General features: G+C 65.0%; 23 protein-coding genes. 17 read left to right on the top strand and 6 right to left on the bottom strand.

The genetic code is table 11. The features are described 5' to 3' along the window. Positions 1–4: 4 nt before the first annotated feature. Positions 5–805: a hypothetical protein gene (locus F0U60_RS18495; RefSeq protein ID WP_395821679.1), complete on the bottom strand. Its 801-nt coding sequence runs from the start codon at positions 803–805 to the stop codon at positions 5–7. Between the two features lie 157 nt (positions 806–962). Further along, the gene (locus tag F0U60_RS18490) at positions 963–3,257 is read right to left on the bottom strand and encodes a protein kinase (RefSeq protein ID WP_395821676.1); all 2,295 of its coding nucleotides are present in this window, start codon (positions 3,255–3,257) and stop codon (positions 963–965) included. Positions 3,258–3,419: 162 nt separating this feature from the next. Between F0U60_RS18490 and F0U60_RS18485 the strand changes: the two genes are divergently transcribed. The 3 genes from F0U60_RS18485 (at position 3,420) to F0U60_RS18475 (ending at position 5,581) form a co-directional block, all read left to right on the top strand. Further along, positions 3,420–4,229: a glycerophosphodiester phosphodiesterase gene (locus F0U60_RS18485; RefSeq protein WP_395821673.1), complete on the top strand. Its 810-nt coding sequence runs from the start codon at positions 3,420–3,422 to the stop codon at positions 4,227–4,229. Positions 4,230–4,253: 24 nt separating this feature from the next. Then, a complete protein-coding gene (locus F0U60_RS18480) occupies positions 4,254–5,045 on the top strand; it encodes a deoxynucleoside kinase (protein ID WP_395821670.1) in 792 nt (263 codons plus the stop codon). A 62-nt stretch (positions 5,046–5,107) separates the two neighbouring features. Next, positions 5,108–5,581 carry an acyl-CoA thioesterase gene (locus tag F0U60_RS18475; protein ID WP_395825298.1) on the top strand — a complete coding sequence of 158 codons (474 nt, stop codon included), beginning with the start codon at positions 5,108–5,110 and terminating at the stop codon, positions 5,579–5,581. A gap of 371 nt (positions 5,582–5,952) precedes the next feature. On the opposite strand, the gene F0U60_RS18470 is transcribed toward F0U60_RS18475, so the two are convergent. Continuing rightward, positions 5,953–6,543 (bottom strand): hypothetical protein, encoded by a 591-nt coding sequence (locus F0U60_RS18470; protein ID WP_395821667.1) that lies wholly within the window; start codon positions 6,541–6,543, stop codon positions 5,953–5,955. A gap of 162 nt (positions 6,544–6,705) precedes the next feature. Here F0U60_RS18470 and F0U60_RS18465 point away from each other — a divergent pair, with 162 nt between their 5' ends. The 8 genes from F0U60_RS18465 (at position 6,706) to F0U60_RS18430 (ending at position 14,274) form a co-directional block, all read left to right on the top strand. Next, positions 6,706–7,005 (top strand): helix-turn-helix transcriptional regulator, encoded by a 300-nt coding sequence (locus F0U60_RS18465; RefSeq protein ID WP_395821664.1) that lies wholly within the window; start codon positions 6,706–6,708, stop codon positions 7,003–7,005. 65 nt (positions 7,006–7,070) lie between these two features. Further along, the gene (locus tag F0U60_RS18460) at positions 7,071–7,397 is read left to right on the top strand and encodes a hypothetical protein (RefSeq protein WP_395821661.1); all 327 of its coding nucleotides are present in this window, start codon (positions 7,071–7,073) and stop codon (positions 7,395–7,397) included. A gap of 158 nt (positions 7,398–7,555) precedes the next feature. Then, entirely contained in the window at positions 7,556–7,825 is a 270-nt protein-coding gene (locus tag F0U60_RS18455; protein ID WP_395821659.1) for a hypothetical protein, read from the top strand. 353 nt (positions 7,826–8,178) lie between these two features. Further along, a complete protein-coding gene (locus tag F0U60_RS18450) occupies positions 8,179–9,072 on the top strand; it encodes a class I SAM-dependent methyltransferase (protein WP_395821656.1) in 894 nt (297 codons plus the stop codon). Between the two features lie 719 nt (positions 9,073–9,791). After that, a complete protein-coding gene (locus F0U60_RS18445; RefSeq protein WP_395821654.1) occupies positions 9,792–10,148 on the top strand; it encodes a hypothetical protein in 357 nt (118 codons plus the stop codon). 69 nt (positions 10,149–10,217) lie between these two features. Then, positions 10,218–11,570 carry a tyrosine-type recombinase/integrase gene (locus F0U60_RS18440; RefSeq protein WP_395821651.1) on the top strand — a complete coding sequence of 451 codons (1,353 nt, stop codon included), beginning with the start codon at positions 10,218–10,220 and terminating at the stop codon, positions 11,568–11,570. A gap of 606 nt (positions 11,571–12,176) precedes the next feature. Then, the gene (locus F0U60_RS18435; RefSeq protein WP_395821648.1) at positions 12,177–13,259 is read left to right on the top strand and encodes a protein kinase; all 1,083 of its coding nucleotides are present in this window, start codon (positions 12,177–12,179) and stop codon (positions 13,257–13,259) included. A 694-nt stretch (positions 13,260–13,953) separates the two neighbouring features. Next, positions 13,954–14,274 (top strand): MarR family transcriptional regulator, encoded by a 321-nt coding sequence (locus tag F0U60_RS18430; protein WP_395821645.1) that lies wholly within the window; start codon positions 13,954–13,956, stop codon positions 14,272–14,274. A gap of 221 nt (positions 14,275–14,495) precedes the next feature. On the opposite strand, the gene F0U60_RS18425 is transcribed toward F0U60_RS18430, so the two are convergent. Continuing rightward, entirely contained in the window at positions 14,496–15,284 is a 789-nt protein-coding gene (locus F0U60_RS18425) for an SDR family oxidoreductase (RefSeq protein WP_395821642.1), read from the bottom strand. A 220-nt stretch (positions 15,285–15,504) separates the two neighbouring features. Next, positions 15,505–15,888, bottom strand: a complete 384-nt coding sequence (locus F0U60_RS18420) for a HesB/IscA family protein (protein WP_395821639.1) — start codon at positions 15,886–15,888, stop codon at positions 15,505–15,507. A gap of 246 nt (positions 15,889–16,134) precedes the next feature. Here F0U60_RS18420 and moeB point away from each other — a divergent pair, with 246 nt between their 5' ends. Together moeB and F0U60_RS18410 are read left to right on the top strand one after the other, a co-directional pair. Beyond that, on the top strand, positions 16,135–17,295 hold the full coding sequence (gene moeB / locus F0U60_RS18415) for a molybdopterin-synthase adenylyltransferase MoeB (RefSeq protein ID WP_395821636.1): 1,161 nt from the start codon (positions 16,135–16,137) through the stop codon (positions 17,293–17,295). Between the two features lie 11 nt (positions 17,296–17,306). After that, the gene (locus tag F0U60_RS18410; protein WP_395821633.1) at positions 17,307–17,639 is read left to right on the top strand and encodes a rhodanese-like domain-containing protein; all 333 of its coding nucleotides are present in this window, start codon (positions 17,307–17,309) and stop codon (positions 17,637–17,639) included. Between the two features lie 6 nt (positions 17,640–17,645). Here the strand turns inward: F0U60_RS18410 and F0U60_RS18405 are convergent, their stop codons facing one another. Beyond that, positions 17,646–20,003 carry a serine/threonine protein kinase gene (locus F0U60_RS18405; protein WP_395821631.1) on the bottom strand — a complete coding sequence of 786 codons (2,358 nt, stop codon included), beginning with the start codon at positions 20,001–20,003 and terminating at the stop codon, positions 17,646–17,648. A 129-nt stretch (positions 20,004–20,132) separates the two neighbouring features. Between F0U60_RS18405 and F0U60_RS18400 the strand changes: the two genes are divergently transcribed. From F0U60_RS18400 to tmk, 4 genes are all read left to right on the top strand, one after another. Continuing rightward, complete coding sequence (locus F0U60_RS18400) at positions 20,133–20,777, top strand: hypothetical protein (RefSeq protein WP_395821629.1); 645 nt, start codon at positions 20,133–20,135, stop codon at positions 20,775–20,777. A gap of 177 nt (positions 20,778–20,954) precedes the next feature. Beyond that, positions 20,955–22,187, top strand: coding sequence for a hypothetical protein (locus F0U60_RS18395; RefSeq protein ID WP_395821626.1), 1,233 nt, complete (start codon positions 20,955–20,957; stop codon positions 22,185–22,187). Positions 22,188–22,202: 15 nt separating this feature from the next. Continuing rightward, positions 22,203–22,916, top strand: coding sequence for a VTC domain-containing protein (locus tag F0U60_RS18390; protein WP_395821623.1), 714 nt, complete (start codon positions 22,203–22,205; stop codon positions 22,914–22,916). A 6-nt stretch (positions 22,917–22,922) separates the two neighbouring features. Further along, positions 22,923–24,629 carry a dTMP kinase gene (gene tmk, locus F0U60_RS18385; protein ID WP_395821620.1) on the top strand — a complete coding sequence of 569 codons (1,707 nt, stop codon included), beginning with the start codon at positions 22,923–22,925 and terminating at the stop codon, positions 24,627–24,629. Positions 24,630–24,639 lie beyond the last annotated feature (10 nt).

Here is a 24,639-nt window from a genome sequence, read left to right as displayed (position 1 = left end):
CTGCTCACGCCGACACGCGCGCGCGCAGCAGCAGATCCAGGTTCTCCAGCTCCCAGGCCTGTGCGCGCGAGTAGTCGTGGAAACGCCGCTCGTGCTCGAGGAACTCGGGCGGGTGGATGCACCGCCGCCCGTCCTCACCCCGGCGCGTCCGGTACACGTGGTGCAGCATCTCGTGAAAGACGATCCACTCCACGAAGTAGCGCGGCACCACCGGCTGATCCAACGCCGGGTGAATGCGGATGACGCGTGAGTCCGCCGAGTACGAGCCCATCTTGATGCTCTTGCGCGGCCGAGTGACACGCGGCGCCGGCCCATAGGTGATGGCGGCGTCGATACGGCCTCGGAAGTAGCGCTCGTTCAGCCGCTCGAAGATGCGGCCGAGATCGTGGTGCTGCCCCACTGGCTCCAGCCGCATGCGCTTGCGCATCTGCGCCGGCGACATGCGACGGATGTAGGCCTTGTTGCGATCGATGAACTTGTCCAACCGGACGCTGGCCTCAGCGTCTCCGTTGCGCACGTAATCAGCGAGCGCCTGGATGACCTCGTCCGACGAGGTCAGGAACATGTGGTGCAAGCGCAGCCGCCACAACGCCCGGTGACGCTGGAACGTGAGCATCGTGTGCGTGTTGTCGTGGATCTCCACCGCCACCGGTGCTCGGAGCCGAGTGCGCAATCGGCGCTCGAGCACGCGACGCCACACCTTCAACAACCGATTGGGCTCGGGTGCGGTGGGCAGCTCGCGGGCGATACGGCCCGCCGGCGAGCTCCTCTTCTTGGCCAGGTTTTTCTTCTTCGCGCGCGCCATAGACGGAGGCCGATTCTAGGGGTCCGTCTGACACGTGTAAACGAGATGAGGAGGGCAAATCCCCTGGAATTCCAACGGCTTATATCCACTCCCGCGTACCCTCGCCCACTTGTCCGCTGGAGGGGGAGCCCACCGCATATGTCCCCCCGAAGACCCCTCACCGCCGGGTCTTCTGGGGGCAATCCACGTTGGTTAGTTTGACGACAAACGGATTCCGGGCGTTCTCAGGAATCGTTAAATCCTTGGTGTTCCAAGGCCCTCGGTTGGAGCAGCGGACATTGACCTGAAAGGAGCCGGGCTTCATGGGCAGGAAGCCGTTGGGCTTTACCCTGTTGGCTCCCACCTTTATCGACATGCTCGACGGAGCTTGGAACTGGACGCGAATCTGCGAGGCGGCCATGAGCGCCGAAGGGGGTTCGGCCGACCCCTCATCCGTTCCGGCGATCGGTACAATGGGAGCCGAGGACTCGGAAGTCTGGCCGGCTGCTGAGGCACCGTTCGTGTCCGCGCCGGTTCCCCTCACCGTCGAACCTGCGCCTGTGTCGGTCCCGCTCCCACCCGGGCGAGCTGTCGTTCGTCCCGTCCCCGACTCTGGAGTGGGAGCGCCGGTGCCCGTGGCGGTCCCGGTTCCGGTGGAGGCTGGAGGCTCGGCGGGTTGCTCCGCCTCGGACGAACGGGGCGCCGCGGTGGCTTTGGCGGGCGAGCGAGGAGCCGCCTCGGGCGCAGGCGAGAGGAACATCCACGCGGCCGCACCAGCGATCACGACGAGCAGCGTCACGCAAGCGACGAGCAGCATGCGCATGCCGCGGGATCTGCTGGAGGAGGCAGGGGCTCGCTCCGCCTTGTCGTTGCGAGTGAACTCGTCGTCCTCCGGATCCTTCTTGGGGAGTTGTGGTCCCTTGCGCGGCAGGTCCAGCGTCTCCGACACCTCGGCGTCATCCACATCCGAGACCTCGGAGCGGGTGTCGGGCACGGAGTCCTCGTCACGAAACGCGGACAGGGCCCGCGCGGGCACCCGATCATTCACCGTGGAGCCCGTGAGGGAGCCGGAGTGCGAGGCCTCGTCGTCCACCACCGGGGGCGAGCGGCGGCGGTCCAACGAGGCGACAGAGCCGGAGAGGGCCGGCTTGCGGACGGGTGTGGCTCTCCGAGCCGCCGCGGCAGCACCTCGCGCTGGCCGCTCCTGCAAGGTGGCTTCAGCCGAAACAGTGCGGGGAGAGGACCGGGCCGGTGCGACCGGAGGCTCGGGAGCACGCCCGAGGGGCACGGTGCGGATGGCCGTGGGCTCGTTGTCGTCCTCGTCGCCCAGGGCCGCGGCGGCGCGCAGGTCTGCCGGACGGGCCATCTCCGTGGCCGGCTCCGCGCCTTCGGGATCTACCGCGGAGGGAAGGTTCTGCGCGCTGGGCCGGCGCGTGGGGCGCGCGACGAGACCCGAGGGATGGGACCCAGAGGCCGACTCCTTGCGCCCGGCGGGGATCGGGACGTGGAGGACGGTGCGCTCCTCCTCCTCGCCCAGCAGTCGCGCGATATAGGCCTGCACATCATCGCTCTGCCGCATCACGCCCGAGGCCAGCAGCGCCTCCAGGTCCGCCTGCACCTGCGCCGCCCGCTGGTAGCGCTGGTTGCGGTCCTTCACCAGGCACTTCATCACGATGCGCGACAACTCCTGCGGGTAGTCGTCGCGGATGAGGTGGGGCGCCGAGGGGTTCTCGAAACGGATGGCGTAGAGGATGGCCTCCGTCGTCGGCCGGGCGAAGGGCGAACGCCCCGTGGTGATCTCATAGAGCATCACCCCCAGCGCGAAGATGTCCGAGCGGTGATCCAACCGCTCCTGCATCACCTGCTCGGGCGAGAGGTAGAGGAACTTGCCCTTGATGACGCCCGGCTTGCTGCGCTCGGCGAAGGCCTCGGCCTTGGCGATGCCGAAGTCCACCAGCTTCACCGAGCCGTTGTAGGCCACCATCACGTTCTGGGGGCTGACGTCGCGGTGGATAAGGCCCAGCGGGCGGCCATCCACGCCCTTGGAGTTGTGGGCATGCTCGAGGCCCGCGGCCACCTGGGCGCAGATGCGCGAGGCCACTGCGTAGGGCACCGCGGACGAGAACTTCGCCTCCTCCGCGAGGACGCGCCGCAGGTCCACGCCCTCGACGAATTCCATCGCGATGAAGATGCTCTCGTGGATGCGCCCCAGCTCGAACACCTGGACGATATTTGGGTGGTGGAGCTGTGCGGCGATGCGCGCCTCGTCCAGGAACATCTGGACGAACTCCGGCTCCTCCGTCAGGTACGGCAGGATGCGCTTGATGACGAACAGGTCCGGCCGAGGAGGCTCTTGCGCGAGGAAGAGCTCCGCCATGCCCCCCATCGCGAGCCGCTTGATGAGGAGGTACTTGCCAAAGGGGGTGGCAATCTGAGGAGAGTTCTCGGAAATGGGAGCCCCCTGAAGTCGCATAGACTTGAATAAAGCCCGAGGTTCTTCCCGAGCTTACCCGGAATTACCACCTGAAAGGTGGGGGTGGAAACCAAAGGTGGGATACCAGACCAGACCCCCCTCCGGCTACCCGCCCCACCCCACTCTGCCAGCATCCCACACGCCCGCGAGATCTCTCCCGCCATGCCGCCTCCCAGACATCCCTACTTCCGCGGCCTCTCTCCCACCCTGCACATCTCCCACCGGGGAGGCTCGCTGCTGGCGCCGGAGAACACCCTGGCCGCCTTCCGCATGGCGGTGGAGCGCTACCACACCCAGGTGCTGGAGACGGACGTCCACCTCACCCGCGACGGCGAGCTGATCGTGGCCCACGACAGCACCCTGGAGCGGTGCACCAATGGTGTGGGGAACATCGCGGACCACACGCTGGCCGAGCTCCAGCGACTGGATGCCGGCCACGGCTTCACCCCGGACGGGGGTCGCACCTTCCCCTTTCGCGGCCAGGACGTGCGCATGCCCTCCCTGCGCGAGCTGCTGCGCGCCTTCCCGGGGATGCGCTTCAACATCGAGGTGAAGCCGGACGTGCCGGGCATCGAGGACGCCTTCTTCCAGGTGCTGCGCGAGGAGGGCGCCCTGGAGCGCGCGTGCGTGGGCAGCGAGCTGGACTCCGTGGGCGAGCGGCTGGTGCGGGTGATGCCGGACGCCTGCCACTTCTATCCGCGTGACGCGCTGGCCGCCTTCGTGCTCTCGGTGCGGGCGGGCGAGCCGCCGCCGGAGGACTCGCACTACACCGTCCTGGACATGCCCCTGTACTTCGGCGACGTGCGTCTGGTGGACGAAGCCCTCCTGCGCGCCGCGGACGCCCGGGGGAAGTGGATCAATGTGTGGACGGTGGATGACCCCCAGGAGATGCGTCAGCTCGTCACCGAGGGCGTGGGCGGTATCATGACGGACAGGCCGGACCTGCTGCGCCAGGTCTTGGACGCGCGTTAAAACCCGAGTTAAGCCCCATCCTGCATGCCTCGCTCACCCCCGCGTAAGCGCGCCTCGAAGGCCGCGACAGCGCCTAACGCCGTACTGACTCCCGCCGCGCCCGAGCCGGCCCTGGGGTCCCGCCCCGCCGACGCTCCGGTCCCCGCGCCCGAGGCCCCCACGCGCAACACCGTGCGCCGCCTGCGTGCGCCCCGCACCAAGCGCTTCGTCGCCCTGGCCGGCAACATTGGCGCGGGGAAGACGACGGCCGCGAAGATCATCAGCCAGACCTTCGGCTTCGAGCTCTTCGACGAGCCCGTCATCGATAACCGCTTCCTCAAGGACTACTACGCCAACATGGGGCGGTGGTCCTTCACCCTCCAGCTCGAGTTCCTCATCCGCCGCGTCGAGCACCACGAGCTCATCCACTCGGTGAAGAAGAGCTGCGTGCAGGACCGCACGCTCTACGAGGATCCGGAGATCTTCGCCAAGTACCTGCACGGCCTGGGGCACATGACGAACCAGGAGCTGGACTTGTACTTCGAGTACTTCCAGCGCCTGACGAAGAGCATCGTGCAGCCAGACAAGGTCATCTGCTTCGACGTGCCCACGGTGGACGTGCTGCTGGGGCGCATCCTCGAGCGCGGCCGCGAAGAGGAGAAGGGAATCCAGAAGGGCTTCCTGCGGGGCCTCAACGGCTACTACGCCACCTTTCCCATGGTGCTGCAGAACAAGTACGGCGTGGACTGCCTGGTGCTCGACGTGACGAACCAGGACATCCGCACCGGCCGGGGACGCGAGGAGTTCCTCGACCGGGTCTCGACCTTCCTCGCTTGAGGTGTGACGTGTCCGAGCAGTCCGAGCTCCCCGCCAAGAGCGCGCGTGAGTCCGAAGTGGTGATGACGCAGATGATCCTCCCCTCGGACGCCAACTCGGTGAACACCGCGTTCGGCGGCAAGGTGATGGAGTGGATCGACGTCTGCGCCGCCATCGCCGCCCAGCGCCACTGCCGGCAGGTGGTGGTCACCGCGTCCATGGATGACCTGCACTTCCACGCCCCCATCAAGGTGGGCTGGAACGTGACGCTGCACTCGCGGGTCATCGCCACGTTCCGCACGTCGATGGAAGTGGGCGTCACGGTGACGGCGGAGAACCCGCTCACCGGTGAGAAGCACCTGACCACCAGCGCCCTGCTCACCTTCGTGGCGCTCACCTCCGAGGGCAAGCGGATTCCCGTGCCGCCCCTGAAGATCGAGACGGAGGAGGAGCGCGCCGCCTTCCGCGAGGCCGAGCAGCGCCGCAAGGAGCGGCTCTCGCGCAAGCAGACGAGCCTCGCCTGGCAGAAGGTCATCAAGCCCGGCGCGGCGGGGTGAGACGCCGAACCTGAGTTCCTTCAAACTTCCCCGTGGCCATTTCCCCTCTCCCCCTGGGAGAGGGACGGGGTGAGGGTATCGGGTGAACCCAGGTTGAATCCCCTGTCCACACTGTGGGCCACGGGCTGAAGAACGGGCTCGACTACCCTCACCCTAGCCCTCTCTTAGTGGGAGAAAAAACGCTTCCTCAAGAGTTTCAGGCACTTAGACCGAATTGATGGGGGGTCAAAAACCATCAATTCAGGTCTCCTCTGGCGCTCGTAGCTACATCCGCAACTACACGGGACACGCACCGGAGGTGAAAAGACTGCCGGGGTCATTCTGGCGGGGTATCTCGGCAAGTCGGCTCGGTGCGTGCCCTCCTGGCCCGCTTAGGTGGGCCCGGGAGCGACCGGCGGAGTCTCCTTCGGCGCCGTTCCTTGAACGTTGAGGGCCTGGGGGGCTTGTTCCTTCGGCTCCTTCGCCTTACGCCCCTTCCGGTCCTTCACCTTCCGCCCCTCCGGACTCTTCGCCTTCCGTCCCCGGGGCTCCTTCGCCTTCCGCCCCTCCAAGCCCAGCGCCTGCCGTTCCTCCACTTCCTTCGGGTCCAGTCCCCATCCAGAGGGGCGGGCGAGTACCAGCGGCATCCCACGGGCGTTCCAGGGGAACAGGACAATATCCCCGTCAACGTCGGCCAGTGAATCGGGAATGGAAATCGCGTTGTGGGCCCCCCAAAGCCGTTCCGGGTCCTCCTCCCCCCGAATCACCCGCCGTACTTGCTCAAGGCGACCCCCCAGCAAGGAGAGGATGGAGAACACGCACTCCGGCGCATCGACCTCCGACTCTTCATCCAGGTAGCCCTGACGCATCTGGTAGTCCGCGAGGATCTCCGCGCCCCTCATGGCGGCCTCAATGGTGGATAGCTCCAAGTCCAGGCTAACCACCATCGGGTCCCGTCTCGTGACTTCGGTCTCTTCGGTCATGTAGGCCGTCCTTTCGTCGGTTGGGCCTGAGAGCATGGTAACTCATGAGCAGTGCAACTCAACTGTTAAGTTACCTGTGAGTTAACGTGCTCCTGGCCCTCCAGTCAGGTCGGCAACATACGAGTTGTGTAACTCGAAAGTTGACCCGGCCAATGTCGCCCTGTGCCTACATCCGGCAAGTCACCTCACTCCCACGGACCTTCCGAAGTACGGACGCGGAAGGACTTGGCCCCTGTCATCAAGCGGGAGCTAAAGCGCCTCGGGACGCGCCTCCGAGAGCTTCGGGAACAGCGGGGGCTCACACAGGAGCAGGCAGCCGAGCTTATGGGGGTTCACCCTAAGTCGATGCCGCGCATAGAAGGTGGCACCGCGAATCCCACCGTTGCCACCCTGGTAGCCGCGTCCGTGGCCTACAAAGTGCCGCTACGTGAACTGTTCCCCGAGGAAGCGAAGGAGCACTGATCTAGCGGGCTGGCCTAGGGAGGCCGGGAGCCCTAAAAGCGTGTTTGGAAGAGGAGAGTGAGAGAATGGCGAAGAGCATCAAAATCCCGCGTTCCCGGATGTCTGCGGTTGACCGCTTGATTCGATTCGACTTCGAGGTGCCTCGCGGCGCAACGCCAACGCCAGGGGGGCTCCGTGAAATCATCGCGCAAGCCGAGCAAGCAGGGGAGACCTTGGAACTCCTCGATCCGGAAGGTTCCATTTCGCTGGGGCGAGTAACGGTGTTCGAGCAGAGGGTGCATTCCCTTGAAAACACGGGCCTTGATCAATGGGTTGTTCGCTTACGAGCGGAGGACGAGAAGGCTCAAGACACGCTCGCAGCGCTTCCTCCTGGTCCCCCGGATCCGTACTAAATCGTGCCAGTTCCAAGAGCGCCTAACAGAAGTAAGGGCTGGGCCCTTTTCCTGAGGAGAGGACTCCCTCAGACCGGACTTCTGCTAGGCGTTCCAAGCTGATGATTGGTTTTACATCGAAGATATTCATCGTGCTAGAAGAGAAAGGACCTCACCGCATGACCAAGAAAACAGACCTTGAGCAACTTACAGCTCACTTTGGAATGCGTATTATTTCCCGAAGAGGGAAACATCGTTCGCCAGGTGGTGACTACGTCTATGGCGCAAGTGGTTCTTTGCACCGCCTTGACGATGAATCTCTCATCCACAGCGCACATTGTTATGGCGATGATGCACAGGAGGCCGACGACAACGTACGAACTCAATTACTGGCTTTTGCGGAAGCCGAAGAACTCAAACTTAGAGCACCTGACAAAAATAAGGACTGAGCACTCCTCCCGGAGGCTGCTTGGATGAGCACCCACTGCTTGCTTGTCGGGCAGGTCCGCTTGCGAAATAGGCTTATATGTTAGGCGCTCTAAATGAAACTGGCTCAGCCAAGCAGACGTACGGGAATGAGTGAGACACAATTCGCAGGAGCCCCGTAGAGCACCGCAGCGCCAGGGGGGATGACCGGGGCCAGGGGGTTGGCCTTCGTGGCTTGGCGAGCCCTTCCCATCAGCGTGGAGAGCATCACGGTTTGTGCTCGCCGGAACAGCGAGCCCTCCTAGTGATGTCCGTATTTCTCAAGGTGCGGCAGGTAGAAAGATACGCAGTGCTCTGAACACGGAGACAACTGAATATGGGCAAGCAGTCTCGAAAGAAAAAGCTCGAACGGGAGCGAAAGCAGGCGATAGAGGCCGCGAAAACCCTGCCTGGACTAACTCACGAGCGTGAACTATATGCGAAGTCATGGAGCCAGCATGATGCCGCCAAGTTCGCACAAGATGCGCACTACGCTTGGATGGCTTCATTCACTGCGGGCTATGATCGCATTCTTGAAATCGGCACTGGTGATGGGCGCGGCACGATCGAGCTGCTTCGCGCCGGTCATTCGGTCGTAAGTATCGATGAGAATCCTGCGTGTCTCCATATTGCACAACGAAAAATAGAAGCGGCTGGATTTGCTGTCGCAGTGGAGCAACGAGAAACGCTTCAGCAAGGCAATGATGGCTACGCGATCACGTATAAGCCACCAACATCGAATATGCCTGTCTCGGGGGCACTCCTCCTTGAAGGAGATTTGCTTAACGATCCTTCCCTGCTCGCGTGGCTCAAGGGCCTGCCGCGATTCGACGCGGTAGTTTGCTGGCTCATGGGGAGTCATCGTGCGCGGCCATTCAATACTGCGCTAGAGCCACTGCCCGCAGGGGCTTACCGTCTACGTGTTCAGAATCAAGTTTATAGGCTCGCTGATACTGTTCTTCGAACTGGTGGAATACTTCACATTGTTGACCGAGCCGAGATTAGTTCTTCGGAGAAAATGGCGGAGCTTCTGAGGCTTGATACGCAGAAAGCCCATGAAGAACAGGCTTCAGCCTTTTCGTCTCTGCGTGTCGATCCGAGGATTGAGGCACGACCCTACGAACCACCAGAAAAGCCCGGCGTTTTGATGGGAATGACTCCCGGACTTTCTGGCAGAATTCCTATGAGCGACAAAACTGGACTTGTGTCGATCATTTCGCGGAAGCCGTAAATGAGTAGCGGCTCAGACCGAGCATGGGGATTTGTTGATTAATCGTTTGTGGGTCTGAGCCCTCTCTTGGGGCCCCCAGCGCCCTGATGGCGTTTTCCCTGGGGGCGATACCCCAGGCCCTGCCCCCTCCCCACTGTCCGGTCCTCTTCCGGCCTTCCGCGCCACGTCACCCACCAGCCGACCGGGCCCGGGAAGCTGCCCGCGAGCCGTTCCGCTCCCATCCCCTGCCGACTGAATAGTGGGAGATTGGCGCCTTTCCTCTGCGCTTTCGAGGGGTTAGCGGCGACCGGGCGAGCGGATGTAGTGGATTCTGTAGTTACGGGCTCCGGAATGAGCGAGCGGGCGACCATGACCGGGTTCCGCACCACCACCAGGCCCCCGCCAACCTGTCCCGCTCCGGGCCCGCTGTAGCCGTCCGGGCCCGAACTGCTCCCCATGGCCGTCCAGATGCACGATCAATTCCCTACGGCCTTTCTAGGGCCCTTGGGGCGCGTTCCCGTTGAAGGCCACCCACGCTCCCGGACCCCTCCCGGTCCGGGCCTGTTCGCCGCGCCGTCTGTTAGGCCCCTGTTCTCAGGGCTGGCGCTCCCTTGCCCCACGTCCGGCGCTTCCTGAACCCCCGGACCGGGCGGTATAGGCGTCCCATGCCTTCCGAAACTGCCTCTTGCGATGCCCAGCGCCACCGGGAGCCTGTACCGGCTGAGCGATGGTCCCCGGTCGTGGAAATGCGCCTGTGCGGTGCCTGCTACCGGAAGACCTACCGGGAGACGAAAGCCAATGGAACGGGCCCCGAGGTCGTCTCGGCGCTCCGGGCATGGCTTTCCGAGGGCGGCAACGTGGACCGGGCCCGGACGGTCCGGATGACGGGGGCGCAGATGACCCCCGAGAATGCCCAGTTACTCGACGTGATGGCATCTGAGCGCGGACAGACCCAATACGGCTACGTGGGCGACCTAATCGAGCGAATTTGCGAGTTACGCCGGGCGGTTGAGTCTGGCGATGCTGGCTTAACGGACGCTGAATTGGCGCGAGTTTTTGCAATGGTTGACCCTGACGAGCCCAAACTACAAACCTAGTGCGTTGACATGGCACAAACCGCGTGTCACAACAATCCGCGTCGGCAATTCATGCCGCACGGAGAATTTATGTTTGACACGAGCATCCCCGACACTTCCGCCGCTCTCTCCCTTCCTCCTCTCCCGACCGGGCCTGTAGCGTCCGAGTCCACCAGCAAGCCCGCCAGCCCTAAGACCAAGCGCAGGAAAAAGCCCCGTTGCGCTTCCGGGCTGGGGAGCGTGTATTTCCGCGAGTCCGATAACCGTTGGTGCGCAACCTGGAAGACCAGCGGAACCGATGGCAAGGCAAAAACCCGCGTCGTCTACGGTGCGACCCAACGCGAGGCCATCGAAAAGCGGGAAGCGGCCAGGAAGGAAGCCGAGACGGTAGCCGAGAACGCCACGAAGGAAACCGTGGGGGACTTCCTCCGGCGCTGGCTTGATATTGTCAAAACGAAACTCCAGCCCACCACTGTCGCGGCCTACTCGGAGCAAATCCGGCTCTACATGGCCCCAGAAAAGGACGTGGGCATGGGGCTGGGCATCGGTCAAATCCCTCTGTCCAAGCTGTCCCCGTTCGATATTGAGACGTGGCTTGCATCGCTCGAAAAGCGCGGTGTCTCGGCTGCCCGTCGTCGGGGCTTGTGCGTTCAATTGAAATCCGCTCTCGGGCGCGCGGTTGCATGGCGGCAGTTGAAGGAAAACCCCATGGCCGGGGTGGAGTACCCCACGGTCAAGCGCGAGCAGATGAAGGTTTGGGACTCGGACGAGGTGGCCGCGTTCCTCCTGGCCTGTGATGGTGAGCGGTTGGAGGCGCTGTTTGTCCTCGCGATTGAAACCGGGATGCGTCAGGGCGAATTGCTGGGGCTCCAGTGGGATGACGTGGAATTGAAGGAGGACACCGACCCCACGACCGGCGCCCCCCGCTACTCCGGGCAAATTCACGTCCGGCACAACCTGCAAGAGGTCAACGGCAATCATCAACCGTTGTCGGGCCCCAAGACCCAAGCGGGCAACCGGATTGTCACCCTCTTTCCTGAAACCGTGCACGCCCTCATTCAGCACAAGGAGCGCATGAGGAAGGAAGGCAAGGGAGCGCATCCCTACGTGTTCCCGAGCACGACCGGGCGACCCGTCTTCAAGCGAGCGCTTCGGGATGCCTTCAACCGGATTATCAAGACGGCCGGATTGAAACAGATTCGGTTCCACGACATGCGCCACACGAATGCCACGATGATGATTAGCGATGGCGTAGACGTCAAAACCGTATCCTCGCGTCTCGGGCACTCGACCACGAGCATTACGCTCGACATTTACACCAAATTCATGCGTAAGGCGGACGAGCGCGCGGCGGGAGTGATGGCCAGCATCATGGCCAAGAAGAAAATCCTAGCAGCCGGTTCTGGCATGGGCGATAGGTCCGGCGCCTCTGTTCCGAATTGATGGGCGATTCTGAGGGGCTGGGCCTGGAAGTGGGTCCGGCCCCTCTGCTTTTGAGAGGCCCGGGGGCAGCCGTCTCTAAGGACGCTGGCGTAAATTACTTTGCCAACCTCTATGCCCGTTGCACAGCGGAGCAATGCCATAAGGTGGAAAATTAATTTACGCCAGCATCCTAAATTAAGAGTGTTGGCGTACGTGAAGGGAGCAGGAGGGGTGAGAGCGATTGTGGAGCACCTGGGGTTGCCCAGGGCGAGTGCGTACTTGGCCCCTTCGCTAGGGCCACCCCAGAGCGCGTGGTGTTGAAGCGCAAGTCGCCCCATCCAGCCAAGAGAGCCAAGCACCTGCCGCGCCCCTCCTGGGAAAGCGGCTGGGCTGGACAGGCGTGTGTCTGCTGGAGATGAAAGGCTCTGCGCCAGCTCGGCGTGCGGCTCATGGGCTCCCCGTCAGCGTCCCTCACCTCCCGCTCTGCTCCCACTCACTACGCCCAAGGGGGCTCCTGTCCTTCCTATGCTCGCCAACGAAATTGTCTTTCCGAAGGGCCCTACTCCGCCATAAGATCCACACGAAAAGCTAAGTCTGCTCAGCTTAACCCGAACCGAGAATTGACATATGGCATTCCTACTCGACTCAGGCTTTCCCGAAGAAGAGATCCAGCGCTTCGTCGAAATTTTGCTTTCAAAATACGGGAAGGTTACTCACAGAAGCGGAGGAATGTGCGGTTCCGTCTTCTTTTTCGACCAAGGAGAAAACGCTCATCCCCGATACATTGCAGTTAAGGTGCCAAGAGCGCCATCCGACAACCCAGCGGAACGCCACCGGAGATTTCTGCGCGAAATCCAAATTCAACACAATACTTTCTCTCATGAATTTGTCTGCCATCCTTTTGATTATGAGATCGTGTTTGACACCCCTGTAGCACTCTATAGAGCCACGAGCGGTGATCTTTCTAAATGGATCCCGCAGGCAGGTTTCTCGAATGCCGGTCGGCTTTCTACCCTGTCATATCTCTGCGCTGCCCTGATCCATTGCAGACAACGAGGTGTTCTTAATCATCAGGATCTGAAGCCACAAAATGTGCTCATGAGAGATTATCGCTCCGACTTCGACGGCCTCCCAGTTGAAGACGTGTATACGGTCCCGCTCCTCGCCGATTTTGGGCTCGCGAACATGAGTTTGGAGCATGATCGAGCAGATGGGCCAAAGCCCTATATGTCCCCGGAGCAGTGGTCCGAAAACAAGGCTAATGGTGCTTCGGATGTCTTCTCATTTGGCGTCATCATGTATGAAGTGATGACCCGTGGCATCCACCCTATTGGCGAACGCGTTAGTGACTGGTGGCCGACCCCGCGTGAAGGAAATTCAAAGAAATGGTTGAGGGACGATCATTGGAAGCGATGGGCGAAAGCGGGTAACGCCATCGCGCCAAATCCCCAAGTTTCGGGCGACTTCGAGCGCCTTGTGCGCGACTGCATGTCGCCGAAGCCGGAACTACGGCCTTCATTTGAGGAGGTTCAGGGACGTCTGCTTCGGCTTTTGCGTTCCCTTGATAGCAGAGCATACGCTCAAGCAAATTTTCGCATCAACTATGCAAACAGTAACGTCGGGACCGTTGATGATTGGCCGTACCGCAACCACCGGCTTGAGAGGCTTCTGAAACTTCTGGAAATCGACGAATCCGGCATTGTCGGTTAATAAGGACGCTGGCGTAAATCACTTTGCCAACTTCTATGCCAGTCGCACAGCGGAGCAATGCCATAAGGTGGAAGTTTAATTTCCGCCAGCGTCCTAACGGACTACAGAACGCGGCGCCTCGGGCCTCCGCTACTTTGCAAAGGGCCCATCTCGCATTTGTTCTTTCAACAAGTGGCCTCGGCGCCATGGCTGGGCAGAGTCGGGACAAGGGCCACCCATCCAATTTCTAGGTGTCTAACCCCTTGTACTCTCTACTCTTCTTCTTTCTTCTTCTCTTCTTGGTAGGGTAGGAAGAGGAAGAAGAGAGTAGAGAAAGATGCAGCAAGAGATAGTTGGTAGAGTGATATAGCAGTAAGTAGCTCTAACTGTAGCCACATATAGACGAGGGATGGGACAGAGGGGATAGGCCAGCCCAACCCAACCGGACCGGGCGCGGGGCCTAGCTGCTGCCGGTGATTGGCGGCACGTCCGGCGGGCATCCCAGGGAGCTAATGAAAGCCGGACTCCCCACCTATCCGCCCTCCCGAGGCTCTTTGACAGCGCAAATAAGCGGTCGTAACCGGTTGGGATGGAATCGAAGCAACCGAATTTCCGCAAGCTGACCTTTGCCGACGCTCAAGCCATCCGCACGGCAAGGGAGCAAAACCCCGCCCTCTCCCTGGCCGATTTGGCGGCCAAGTTCGGCGTTACGCCCATGAGCGTTTCCCGAGTGCTTCGCGGGGTGGTCCACCGGAAGGAGCGGGCGCGCAAGCTCACCCCCCAGGAAGTCCAAGAACTTCGCTACTTGGCGCGGACGGGCACCTTCACCCAAGAGGACTTGTCCATGCGGTTCGGTCTCTCCCAGGGCGAGGTGTCGCGCATCGTGAACGGGGAGCTTTACGCCCACGTACCGCCCGCCACGAAGGAACAGGAGCAGGCTGCCCGGAAGAAGGCGAGGGACGAGTGGATTGAGCGCGAATACGCCAGGGCGATGGCGAGCATCCCGCTTGAGGACGACAGGCCCCCCAGGATGTAGGAAGGTCCGTTGCAGCCCCCTGATACCGGACAGCAGCAGACCGGACCGGGGGGGCCTTCACAGAGAGTGCACAGCGATGCGTTGGCCCGATTCGCTACAGCACCCGCCAAGCTACAGATTCACTACACGAACAATTTGCAATAGGGCCTAACCTCTCGGAATCACAGGCCCTTTCAACAAAGCTCATCGTACCCCTCTCCCAGAGGGAGAGGGGACTTCCGCTAGACCTTGCGCCAGTCGTCGTTCTTCAGGCCGTGCGCACCGATGGCGGCCATCAACTCAAGGCCCCCGTCGATCACGAGCGACGTCCCCGTGATGAAGGCCGCCGCCGGGGTGGTGAGGAAGACGACCAGGCCCGCCACCTCGCGCGCATCACCCGGCCGGCCCAGCGGATAACCCGGTCTCCTGACAGTGCGCGGGTTCACGTTGTCCTGATCCGTCATCGGGGTCGAAATCTCCCCCGGGGCAATCGCGTTGACGGTGATCTGGTGCTGGCCCAGCTCCGCCGCCATCACCTTGGTGAGCAGCCCCAGCCCTCCCTTGGCCGCGCAGTACGCCGAGGAGCCCATCAGCGGCACGTGCTCGTGCACCGAGGTGATGGTGATGATGCGCCCTCCTCTCCCCTGCTTCACCATCCGTCTCGCCGCGCGCTGACAGCAGATGAACGCGCCATCCAGGTCCACGCGCACCGTGTGGCGCCACTCCTCCCAGCCCAAGTCGAGGAACGCGGCACTGCTTCCCGTTCCCGCGTTGTTCACGAAGACGTCGAGCCCTCCGAGCGCATCCGCCAGCTCGTCGATGACGCCTCCAGCCTCCGGAAGCTGGTTCAGGTCCAGCCTGCGCACCTCGGCCCGGCGCCCCTTCGCCCTCACCTGGGCGGCGGTGTCCTCGGCACCCTTCTGGTCCTCGTGCCACGTGATGCCCACATCGAAGCCCGCCTCGGCGAGCGCTACCGCGGAGGCCTTCCCAATTCCCGAGTCCGACCCCGTGACGATTGCCACACGCGCCATGCTTCCTCCCGGATTCGCGTTGTGGCCGCACCGTAGTCACGGCGCTGGAGGGAGGCCGACGCGCGTGCATGTCGTGGGTCCACGTCTCGACAGCTCCGGAGCGCTCCGCGCGGAAGTGCACACAGGCCCTTGAAATAGAAAAGGGGCGAGGGGCTCGCTCAGGAAGCGGCTACCCTCACCCCGACCCTCTCCCGGAGGGAGAGGGAGTGGCGTTCCGTTATCAGGTCGAGAACGAGGTCCCGCAGCCGCAGGACGACTTCGCGTTCGGGTTGTTGAACTTGAAGCCCGCCCCCGTCACGCTCGACACGAAGTCGATCTCCGTGCCCGCCAGGTACTTGTTGCTCAGCGCGTCGGTCGCGATCTTCACGCCGTCCTGCTCCCAGGTCAGGTCGCCCGACTTGGTCTCGCGCACCAGGTTCAGATCGTAGCCCAGCCCGCTGCAGCCGGCCGGCACCACCCGAATCGAGAAGAAGTAGCCCTGGAAGCCCTGGTCCTGGATGACCTTCTTCACCTGGGCCACGGCGGCCTCGGTGAGCTTCACCGGGATGGCCGGCGTGCCCTGGGGGGCGGGGGTCGTCTGAGCGGAAGTCGTGGTCGTATCCATGTAGGTCGGTCTCCTTACAGGCGCCTTATAACGCCCCTCGCCAAAATTGCCATCCAGCCCGTCCACCGGCGGAATCTGTCCCAGACGGAAGGTGTGCCCCGTGTGGAAGAAACGCACGGCCCTCCCCCAAGGTCCTGGGGTAGACCCAGGCGATTCTGGACAATCCGCTTTCGCGCCAGGCCGGATGTCGGGGTGGCGAGCATCGGAAGGGAATTCACCCCGGGCACGGGTTATACGAGAGCCCCCATGAGCGCTACCTTCCGCGAGCTGCTGTCCGCTACGAAAAGGGAGATCCGCGAGGTCTCCATCGAGGATGTCAAGCGCCTGCTGGACGCACGCGCCCCCATGAAGCTCATCGACGTGCGCGAGGGCGACGAGTACGCGGGCGGCCGGCTGCCGGGCGCGGTGCACATCCCCCGCGGCTTCCTCGAGCTGCGCATCGAGGACAAGGCCACTCGCGACGAGGAGCTCGTCCTCTACTGCGCCGGAGGCACCCGCTCGGCCCTGGCCGCCCACACCCTTCAGCAGATGGGCTACACGCGCGTGGCCTCGCTCGCGGGCGGCTTCAACCGCTGGAGCGACGCGCACCTCCCGGTGGAGAAGCCGGTGGTGCTCACCCCCGCCCAGAAGGAGCGCTACCGCCGCCACCTCATCCTCCCCGAGGTGGGCGAGGAGGGACAGGCGAAGCTCCTCAAGGCCCGGGTGCTGCTGCTGGGCGCGGGTGGGCTGGGCTCGCCGGCCGCGCTCTACCTCGCCGCCGCGGGTGTGGGCACGCTGGGCATCGTCGACGCGGACGTGGTGGACCTGAGCAACCTCCAGCGCCAGGTGCTCCACACCCACGAGCGCGCCGGCCAGCCCAAGGTCGAGAGCGCCCGCGCCACCCTCGAGGCCCTCAACCCCGACGTGAAGGTGGTGCCCTTCGCGGAGCGGCTCACCTCGCAGAACGTGCTGCGCATCCTCGAGGGCTTCGACCTCGTCCTGGATGGCGGGGACAACTTCCCCACCCGCTACCTGCTCAACGACGCGTGCGTCATGCAGGGCAAGCCCAACCTCCACGGCTCCATCTTCCGCTTCGAGGGCCAGGTCACCACGTTCGTCCCCGGCCAGGGCCCCTGCTACCGCTGCCTCTACCCCTCCCCTCCGCCTCCCGAGCTCGCCCCGTCCTGCGCCGAGGCCGGCGTACTCGGCGTGCTCCCCGGCATCATCGGCCTCTTCCAGGCCAATGAGGCCCTCAAGCTCCTCCTCGGCGTGGGCGAGCCGCTCGTGGGGCGCCTGCTCACCTTCGACGCGCTCGGCACCCGCTTCCAGGAGCTCAAGCTGCGGCGCGACCCCAAGTGCCCCGTGTGTGCCCCCGGAGCGAAGGTGGAGCTCATCGACTACGAGCGGTTCTGCGCCGCACCCGCCTGAACGGAGACCCCGTGCCCATCCCGGAGATCGACCCCGCCACCCTCGCCGCCCAACTCTCCGGCCCACCCGAGTCGCGCCCTGTGCTGCTCGACGTGCGCTTCCCCGAGGAGCACGCCTATGTGGCGCTCCCAGGCTCGGTGCTCATCCCCTTACCGGAGCTGGACGAGCGCGCCGAGGAGCTGGAGTCCTTCCGAGGCAAGCCCGTCGTCGTCTACTGCCACCATGGCGTGCGCAGCCTGGACGGCACCGCGTACCTGCGCTCGCGCGGCCTGGAGGCGGTGTCCCTGCGCGGGGGAATCGACCTCTACTCCCGCGCGGTGGACCCCAGCCTGCCGCGCTACTGACGCACGCTACTGCTGGAGGTACTGCGTCACGTCCACCATCTTCTGCTCGGTCTCGCCGGCCTTCACCACGACATCCACCGGCACCGGCTCCTTGAAGGAGGTACCGCGGAGCTCCAGGTGGTGCTCTCCCTCGGCCAGCTCGTACTTCTGCCCGGGCTGGTAGAGGTAGAGCTTCTCCCCCTCACGGAAGATCTCCGTGTTGGGGAAGCTCTTGTTGGGGTTGGAGCGCAACGTCAACTTGAAGTGACCCGTCTTGAACTCCTCGTGGATCGTCTTCGTCTCGTTGGGCTCACCGTAGTTGAAGGTGATCTCCTTGCGGATGCCCCGGGACTTGTTCTCCAGGATGACGGTGTCCTGAAGGTGCGCGCCCGCCGCATGCTTCAACGAGCGGGTCGGCTCCATGGTCATCTGGGTGATGGGCACAGGGCTGCCGCAGGACTGGCTGTGCCTGACGGAGACCTGAACGGGCTCATTGGTCTCCATGTCGATGTAGATGCCCTGCCCGTCCATCGCCGTGCTGCCGAGCATGTCCAGCAGGGACTGGCGATAGAGGAACCCCACGACTCCCACGGCCAGCACCACCGCCACTTGGAGCAGGGTCTTCAGGGGCAGCGACCGGCCGCCCTTGGCTGGCTTGGAGTTGGAAGTGCTGGCCTCGTCGTCCGCCTCCTCGGCCTTCTCCACATGGGACGTACGCCGACGGGGCGAGGGCGGCGCCTCGGGCATCTCCGTGCGGCTGCTCGTGCGCCGCCGCACAGGAGGCTCGGCCTGTTGGGGAGAAGGCGCTACACCCGTGCGCCGACGCGGAGGCTCTGCGGGCTCCGGCGCTGGCGGCGGAGGCAACATCGTGCGCTCGGGATCCTCGTCGTCCTCAAAGGGCCGCGAGCGCGGGTTGACGGCCGCAGCCCCCCGAGAGAGCCGGGGCTGAGGCACCTGCGCGTCCGCTGCCGGCTCGGCAGCCACCCGGGTCCCGGTGCGCCGTGGGACGGCAGACTCAACGCCCGTGCGCCGCACAGGGGGAGCCTCGGTGCTGCTGCCGCGCGTCACGTCCACGCGGCTGGGCGCGCGCCCCACCGCCGTGGAACCCACCCCCGTGCGTCGCGGAGCGTCGTTGTTCGTGCGACGGCGGTTGGGGACCTCCGTGGCCGGAGGCGCCTCCCACTCCTGCACCTCGGGCGTGTCGCGCAGGGGCGAAGGGGCCGATTCGGCGCGCTTGTTGACGACCCCCGTGCGAGTACCCGTGCGCCGCTGCTGCGGCATCTCTCCCGGTGGCGCCTCCCAGTTCATCTCCGTGGCAGGACTGGAGGAACGAGGCTCCACACGTGAGCTGCTCCGCTGCGACGGAGCGGGCTCCTCGGGCGGAGGCTCCACCGGCACGGGCTGCGCCGTCATCGAGTCCTCGCTCCGAGGCTCCGGATTGCCGCTGCGCCGCTCCTCGTCCAGCCGATCCGCGAAGAGCGTCTCCATCAGCTGGGAGATCTGCACCGAGCCCGCCACCCAGCGCTGGCTGACGAGGAACTCCTCCAGGGCGAGCTGGAGCTGGCGCGCATCCCGGTAGCGATCGTCCGCTGCCTTGGCCAGCGCCCTCATCACCACCTCGTCCAGCTCCGGCGGCACATCTGCCACCTGAGAGGGCGGGAGGATGTTGCACTCCATCGCGGCCTGCAGCGTGCCCAGCTCCGAATCCCGCTTGAGCGGGCGCGTGCCGGTGAGCAGCTCGTAGAGCACCAGCCCGATGGCGAAGATGTCCGCGCGGTGATCCAACGGCTTGCCCGCGGCCTGCTCCGGCGCCATGTAGGCGAACTTGCCCTTGATGGCGCCCGACTTCGTCGCCGAGGCCTGGTCCGCCGCCTTGGCGATGCCGAAGTCCACCAGCTTCACCGAGCCGTCAAAGCTAATGAGGATGTTCTGCGGCGAGATGTCCCGGTGCACCACCTTCAGGGGCTTGCCGGTCACCTCATCCACGCGCGTGTGGGCGTAGTAGAGGCCCTCGCACGCCGAGGCCACGATGCGCATGGCCAACGGGAGGGCGATCCACCCCCCGGCGTTGTACGCCTTGCGCATCACCCGGCCGAGGTCCTCGCCGTGGATGAACTCCATGGCGATGAAGTAGGTGCCGTTGGCCTCGCCGAACTCGTACACCTGGGCGATGTTCGGGTGGTTGAACTTGGCGGCGATGCGCGCCTCGTTCCCGAACATGTCCACGAACTCAGCGTCCTCGGCCAGGTGCGGGAGGATCCGCTTCACCACCACGTTCTTGGCGAAACCCTCGATGCCCTTCTGGCGCGCGAGCCACACCTCGGCCATGCCACCGGTGGCGAGCTTCTTGAGGAGCTGATATTTGCCGAAGAGTTGAGGGTTCATCCCGGGTGGCTCGCCGGGGGGAGCAAGCGCGAAGTGGAAGACGTCAGGGCGTTGCATCTTAGGCGACGTGCCAGGGCGAGGCAAAGACGACCCGCGAGAAACCCTGGATTTCTGCTGATTGCCGGTCTGTTGCTGGCCACCGCCGCCGTCGCGGACTCGTGGCTGCCCCGGGGACCCTCCGATCAGATCGAGGTCGCTCCCCATGAGGATGGGCTGGAGCTCTCCTGGTCGGACACCGAGGAGCTCCTCAAGGGGAACATCCGCCCGGCCGTGCCCCGGAAGGGTGAGCCCCTCCACGTCAGCCTCGAGGTGGGCAGCTTCGAGGGCGCCCCCTTCGAGGGTCCGCTCATTCTCACTCTGCGTGAAGCGGGTGCCCACCATGGGCAGAGCGTCACCGTGAAGCGGGGTGCGCGCCACTGGGAGGCGACCTTCACGCCCGAAACCGAGGGCCCCTACCTCCTGGATGTGGGCTTCCGGACGACCCGACACAAGGTGCTCCATGCCGCCTTCACGGTGGGCGCCTCCCCGGTGCCCCGAATGCTCGGATGGGGCGTACTCGGACTCGGGTGCCTGGCACTGCTCGGGTACACCGTGCGCAACCTCCTGAAGGGAGACGCGCAGAAGGAGCGAAGCCCCCCCGCCTCCGCCGCAGAGCCAACACCCGCACCTCCCCCGGAGCCCTCTCCGGAGCCCTCCGCGGTCTCCGAGCCCGCGGCAGCTGATCCCTCCCCCGCCACGACGGAGGCTGAAAACAAACCTCCCGTGGAGCAGTAACTTCGAAAGCCTCTGCCTCACCCTCGGTTGGAAATTTCCTTCCTGGTAACGGCTGCGTAACGCCCCGGTGGCGGTGGCTTTTGGACGCCAGGGGGCTGGGCTGTCGGCTCCTGGACGCCTTCCACCCGGGCACCCCGGTTGCACAGCCCTCCCACGGATTGGGGCGGGGAGGCGAGCATGGGTGAGGGAAAATGGGGCGGCAAAGGACGTCGGGGGCTCCTCGCCACGGTCATCCTTCTGGGCACGCCCGTGTTGGCGGCAGAGCCTGTTCCGGAGGCGGAACCGGCACCGGAAACTGAACCGGCACCGGAATCGGCACCCGAAGCACAAGCGGCACCGGAGGCTGAGCCAACGCCCGAAGCAGAGCCGACAGCCGTCGCGGAGCTGACGCCGGGAGCGCAGCTGACGCCGACGGTGGACGCGCCGAAGCCCAAGGAGAAGAAGCCGAAGCCCGGGGCTGGCGCGGTGACGGAGCCCATCTCCGAGGGCGGCGAGGGCCAGTCCGCGAACCAGGAGAAGACGAAGGGACTGCAGGTTCGCCCCTTCGGGCGCGTCTACGCCCGGGTGAGCGCGGACGAGCGCGATCAATACGAGCGCTCGCTGTCCATCGCGTCCGCGCGCGTGGGCCTGCAAGCCTCGCTGTCCCACGTGGACGCGGAGGTGACGGCGGACCTGTCGTCCAAGTCGATCCTCAAGGACGCCTTCGTGCGCGTCGCCGATGGAAAGAAGCGGCTGCGCCTCTACGGTGGCCAGTTCAAGGCACCCTTCCTGGAGCGCGAGCTCGAGTCCTCCTGGCGGCTGCCGTTGATGCGGCGCGGACTGGTGGCGGACTACCTGGAGGATACACACCATCTGGGCGGTCGCCGGCTCGGACTGATGGGCGAGGCGAGCATCAAGCAGGCCTGGAAGCTGAAGGTGTCCGGTGGCGTCTTCCAGGGCGCCAGGGACGAGGACACAGACACGATCAACGGCGAGGACGCCGCGCTCCGAGTGAGCGTGCGTCCCTTCAAGGTCCTCACCATTGGGGCGAGCGGCTACATGACGGAAGTCTTCAAGGGCATCCGCAACTACGCGGTGACAGCGGATGCGGCGCTGCGGTTGGGAGGGTTGGAGCTGTCAGGTGAGTACGTCAACGGGGTGCTCTCGGTGGGGCCCTTCAACGCGCAGCTGGGGTTGGCCAGCTACACGCTGCCCGTGGGCGAGGACGGGTGGGCGGTGCAGCCCGTGGTGGGCGCCGAGACGCTGCAGCTCCTCGGCCCGCTGAAGGCGCGTGGCTATGGCGTCGTGGGGGGCTTCAACGTCCTCTACTCGGAGCACTTCAAGGCCCAGCTGCAAGCCGAGCACGCGCTGCGCCCGGGCGACGAGGCGGCGGGCCTGGAGTACTCGCTGCAGCTCGCCATGCGCTTCTAGGAACGGAGATCGACCATGCTCCAGTTCGCAGAAGGACAAGTCACCAAGCTGCGACGGGAATTCAAGCTGGTGGTGGACATGAACGAGGCGGTGGCCCTGTGCACGCGGCTCTCCGCGTCGCTGGGCGGCTACCTGTCTCCGCCCACGCGCATCACCTCCGTCTACTTCGACAAGCCGGGCTACCCGCTGGCCATGCGCTCGCTGCGCACTCCGAATGACTGCCTCAAGGTGCGCACCAAGGAGTACTCGCCGGACGTGGGCGCCGGTGGCGTGGAGCGCGTGGTGCTGGAGGTGAAGCGCGAGCGCAACGGCGTCACGCAGAAGCGCCGGGTATGGGTGCCGCGTGCGCAGCTCGGCCAGGCCCTGCAGGGCGGTGTGCGACTGCTGCCGCTCATCGCCGGGGGCGGACTGATTCCGGTGCTCGCGGTGACCTACCGGCGGCACGTGTACCAGTGCTCTCAAGCGTGGCGGGTGACGGTGGACCGGGACATCGGCTTCCACCGGGTTTCATCAGAGCTGGCACTCAGCGAGAGGACGCTGAGCGCGGAGCGGTTGGGCGAGCCACTGGCCCTGGACGGGCGGGTGGTGGTGGAAGTGAAGCACCTGGGAGAGGAGCTGCCCGAATGGCTCGCGGCACTCAACCCCGGGCGCGAACCGGCGTACAGCAAGTTCGCCGAGGGCATGGCGAGGGTCCACGACTTCGTCGCGGACGGGATTCTGGGGGGCTGAGCAACCGTGTTTATCGACTTCGAAGGCATTGACGGCAGCGGCAAGACGACCCTGTCCAACCTCCTGGCGCAGCGGCTGCGGCGGCTCGGCTACCGGGTGGCCCACGCGCGCGAGGGCGGGGAGCTGCGCTCTCCCATCGCCCGGCGTATCCGCGAGCTCACCCGGGACTCGACGCTGCTGGAGATGTCGCCGCGCACCGAGTTCTTCCTCAACCTGGCCCGCGACGCGCAGCAGCTGGAGGAGGTCATCGCTCCCTCGCTGGCACGCGGAGAGGTGTGCATCAGCGATCGCTACCTCTACTCCCAGCTGGCCCTCAGCGGTGGCGGGCGGGGTCTGCCTGGCCAGTCGCTCGAGCCGGCGTGCGAGCTGGCCTCGCAGGGGCTGTGGCCGGATCTCGTCATCCTGGTGGACGTGGAGCCGGACCTGGCTCGGCTGCGCAAGCGGCTGGGGAAGAACAAGAGCGAGCGGGCCTCGGACTCGGACAGCCGCAAGGGACTGGCCGGAGCAGGCCTGGCCGTGCGCACGCGAGAGGCCTTCCTCGACATGGCGCGGAGGGATCCAGCGCGCTGGCTCGTCATCGAGAACAATGATCAGCCGCTGCACGTGCTGGAGCAGCGCATCGTCGAGGCGGTGGTGGCGCGGCTGGAGGGGCGGGAGCTGCCGACGCAGCGGATAACCCCTCCTCGCGACGCGCCGGTGCGGGTGCCGACGCAGGTGGATGACGTGGAGGAGCACTTCTTCCGCCTGCTGGACGACCTCGAGGTGCGCGAGCCCCAGCTCGCGGTGTGGCTGCTGGGCGGCATCCCCGGCTTCGCCGCGCACCAGCGACGGCTGGGCTTCGTGGAGCGCTTCCCGGGACTCACGGTGCGCAGCCTCATTGGCCTGGACGACGAGCCAGCCTGGGCCCTGCGCGAGCTGCTGGCGGAGGTGGTGCCGCAGGAAGTGGCCACGAGCCTCGGCGCCAGCTCGGTGCCGCAGGCCATGGCCCTGCGCGAGCGCCTCTACACGCACGCGCCCGCGGAGGTGCTCTCGGGCCTCAAGCGCAACGACTCGCCCGAGGCCTGGGCCCTGCGCGAGCACGCCCTGCGTGAGGGGCGCCTGGGCGAGGTGCTCTGCGGACTGGCCGGGGTGGATGACGAGCCCGCCTGGGAGGCGCGGGAGCTGGGCGTGCGGCGCGGGCTGTACACGGACGTGGCGCGAAGCCTGACCGGCCTGGACTCGGCCCGAGCGGACACCCTGCGCCAGAGCCTGCTGTCCCACAACAGGCTGGCGGTGCTGCGCAGCATCCAAGGCTTGGACACGCCCTTCGCGCGAGAGCTGCGCGTGGCACTGGAGGACAAGGCGCTGAAGCTGGTGCTGCGCTCACTGACGGGACTCACCACCGAAGAGGCCTACGCCCTGCGCGAGCGCGGCGCTCCGCTGACAAAGGAGGCCCTCGACTCGCTGGACGGGCTGGATGACCCGCGCGCGTGGAGCTTGCGAGAGGCCTTTGTGTCGCGCTGGCCCGCCACGGTGGTGTCCTCGCTGGAGGGGCTGCCACTCTGCGAGCGTGCCGAGGCGCTCGTGCTGCGCGCGCTCACGCTGACCTCCAGCCGCCTGCCGGTGCTGCGCAACGCCTACCGCATCATCGCCGCCGCGCACACGGCCGTGCAGCCCTCGGAGCGCATGGCCCAGCGGATGGCAGCGGACGACGCACAACGGCCGGCGCTCTGAACCAGAAAGG

This window comes from Archangium minus, from assembly GCF_044360475.1.
GTDB lineage: Bacteria > Myxococcota > Myxococcia > Myxococcales > Myxococcaceae > Archangium > Archangium minus.
The sequence above is the reverse complement of the archived record's forward strand: the minus strand, read 5'-3'. Positions and strand labels throughout refer to the sequence as shown.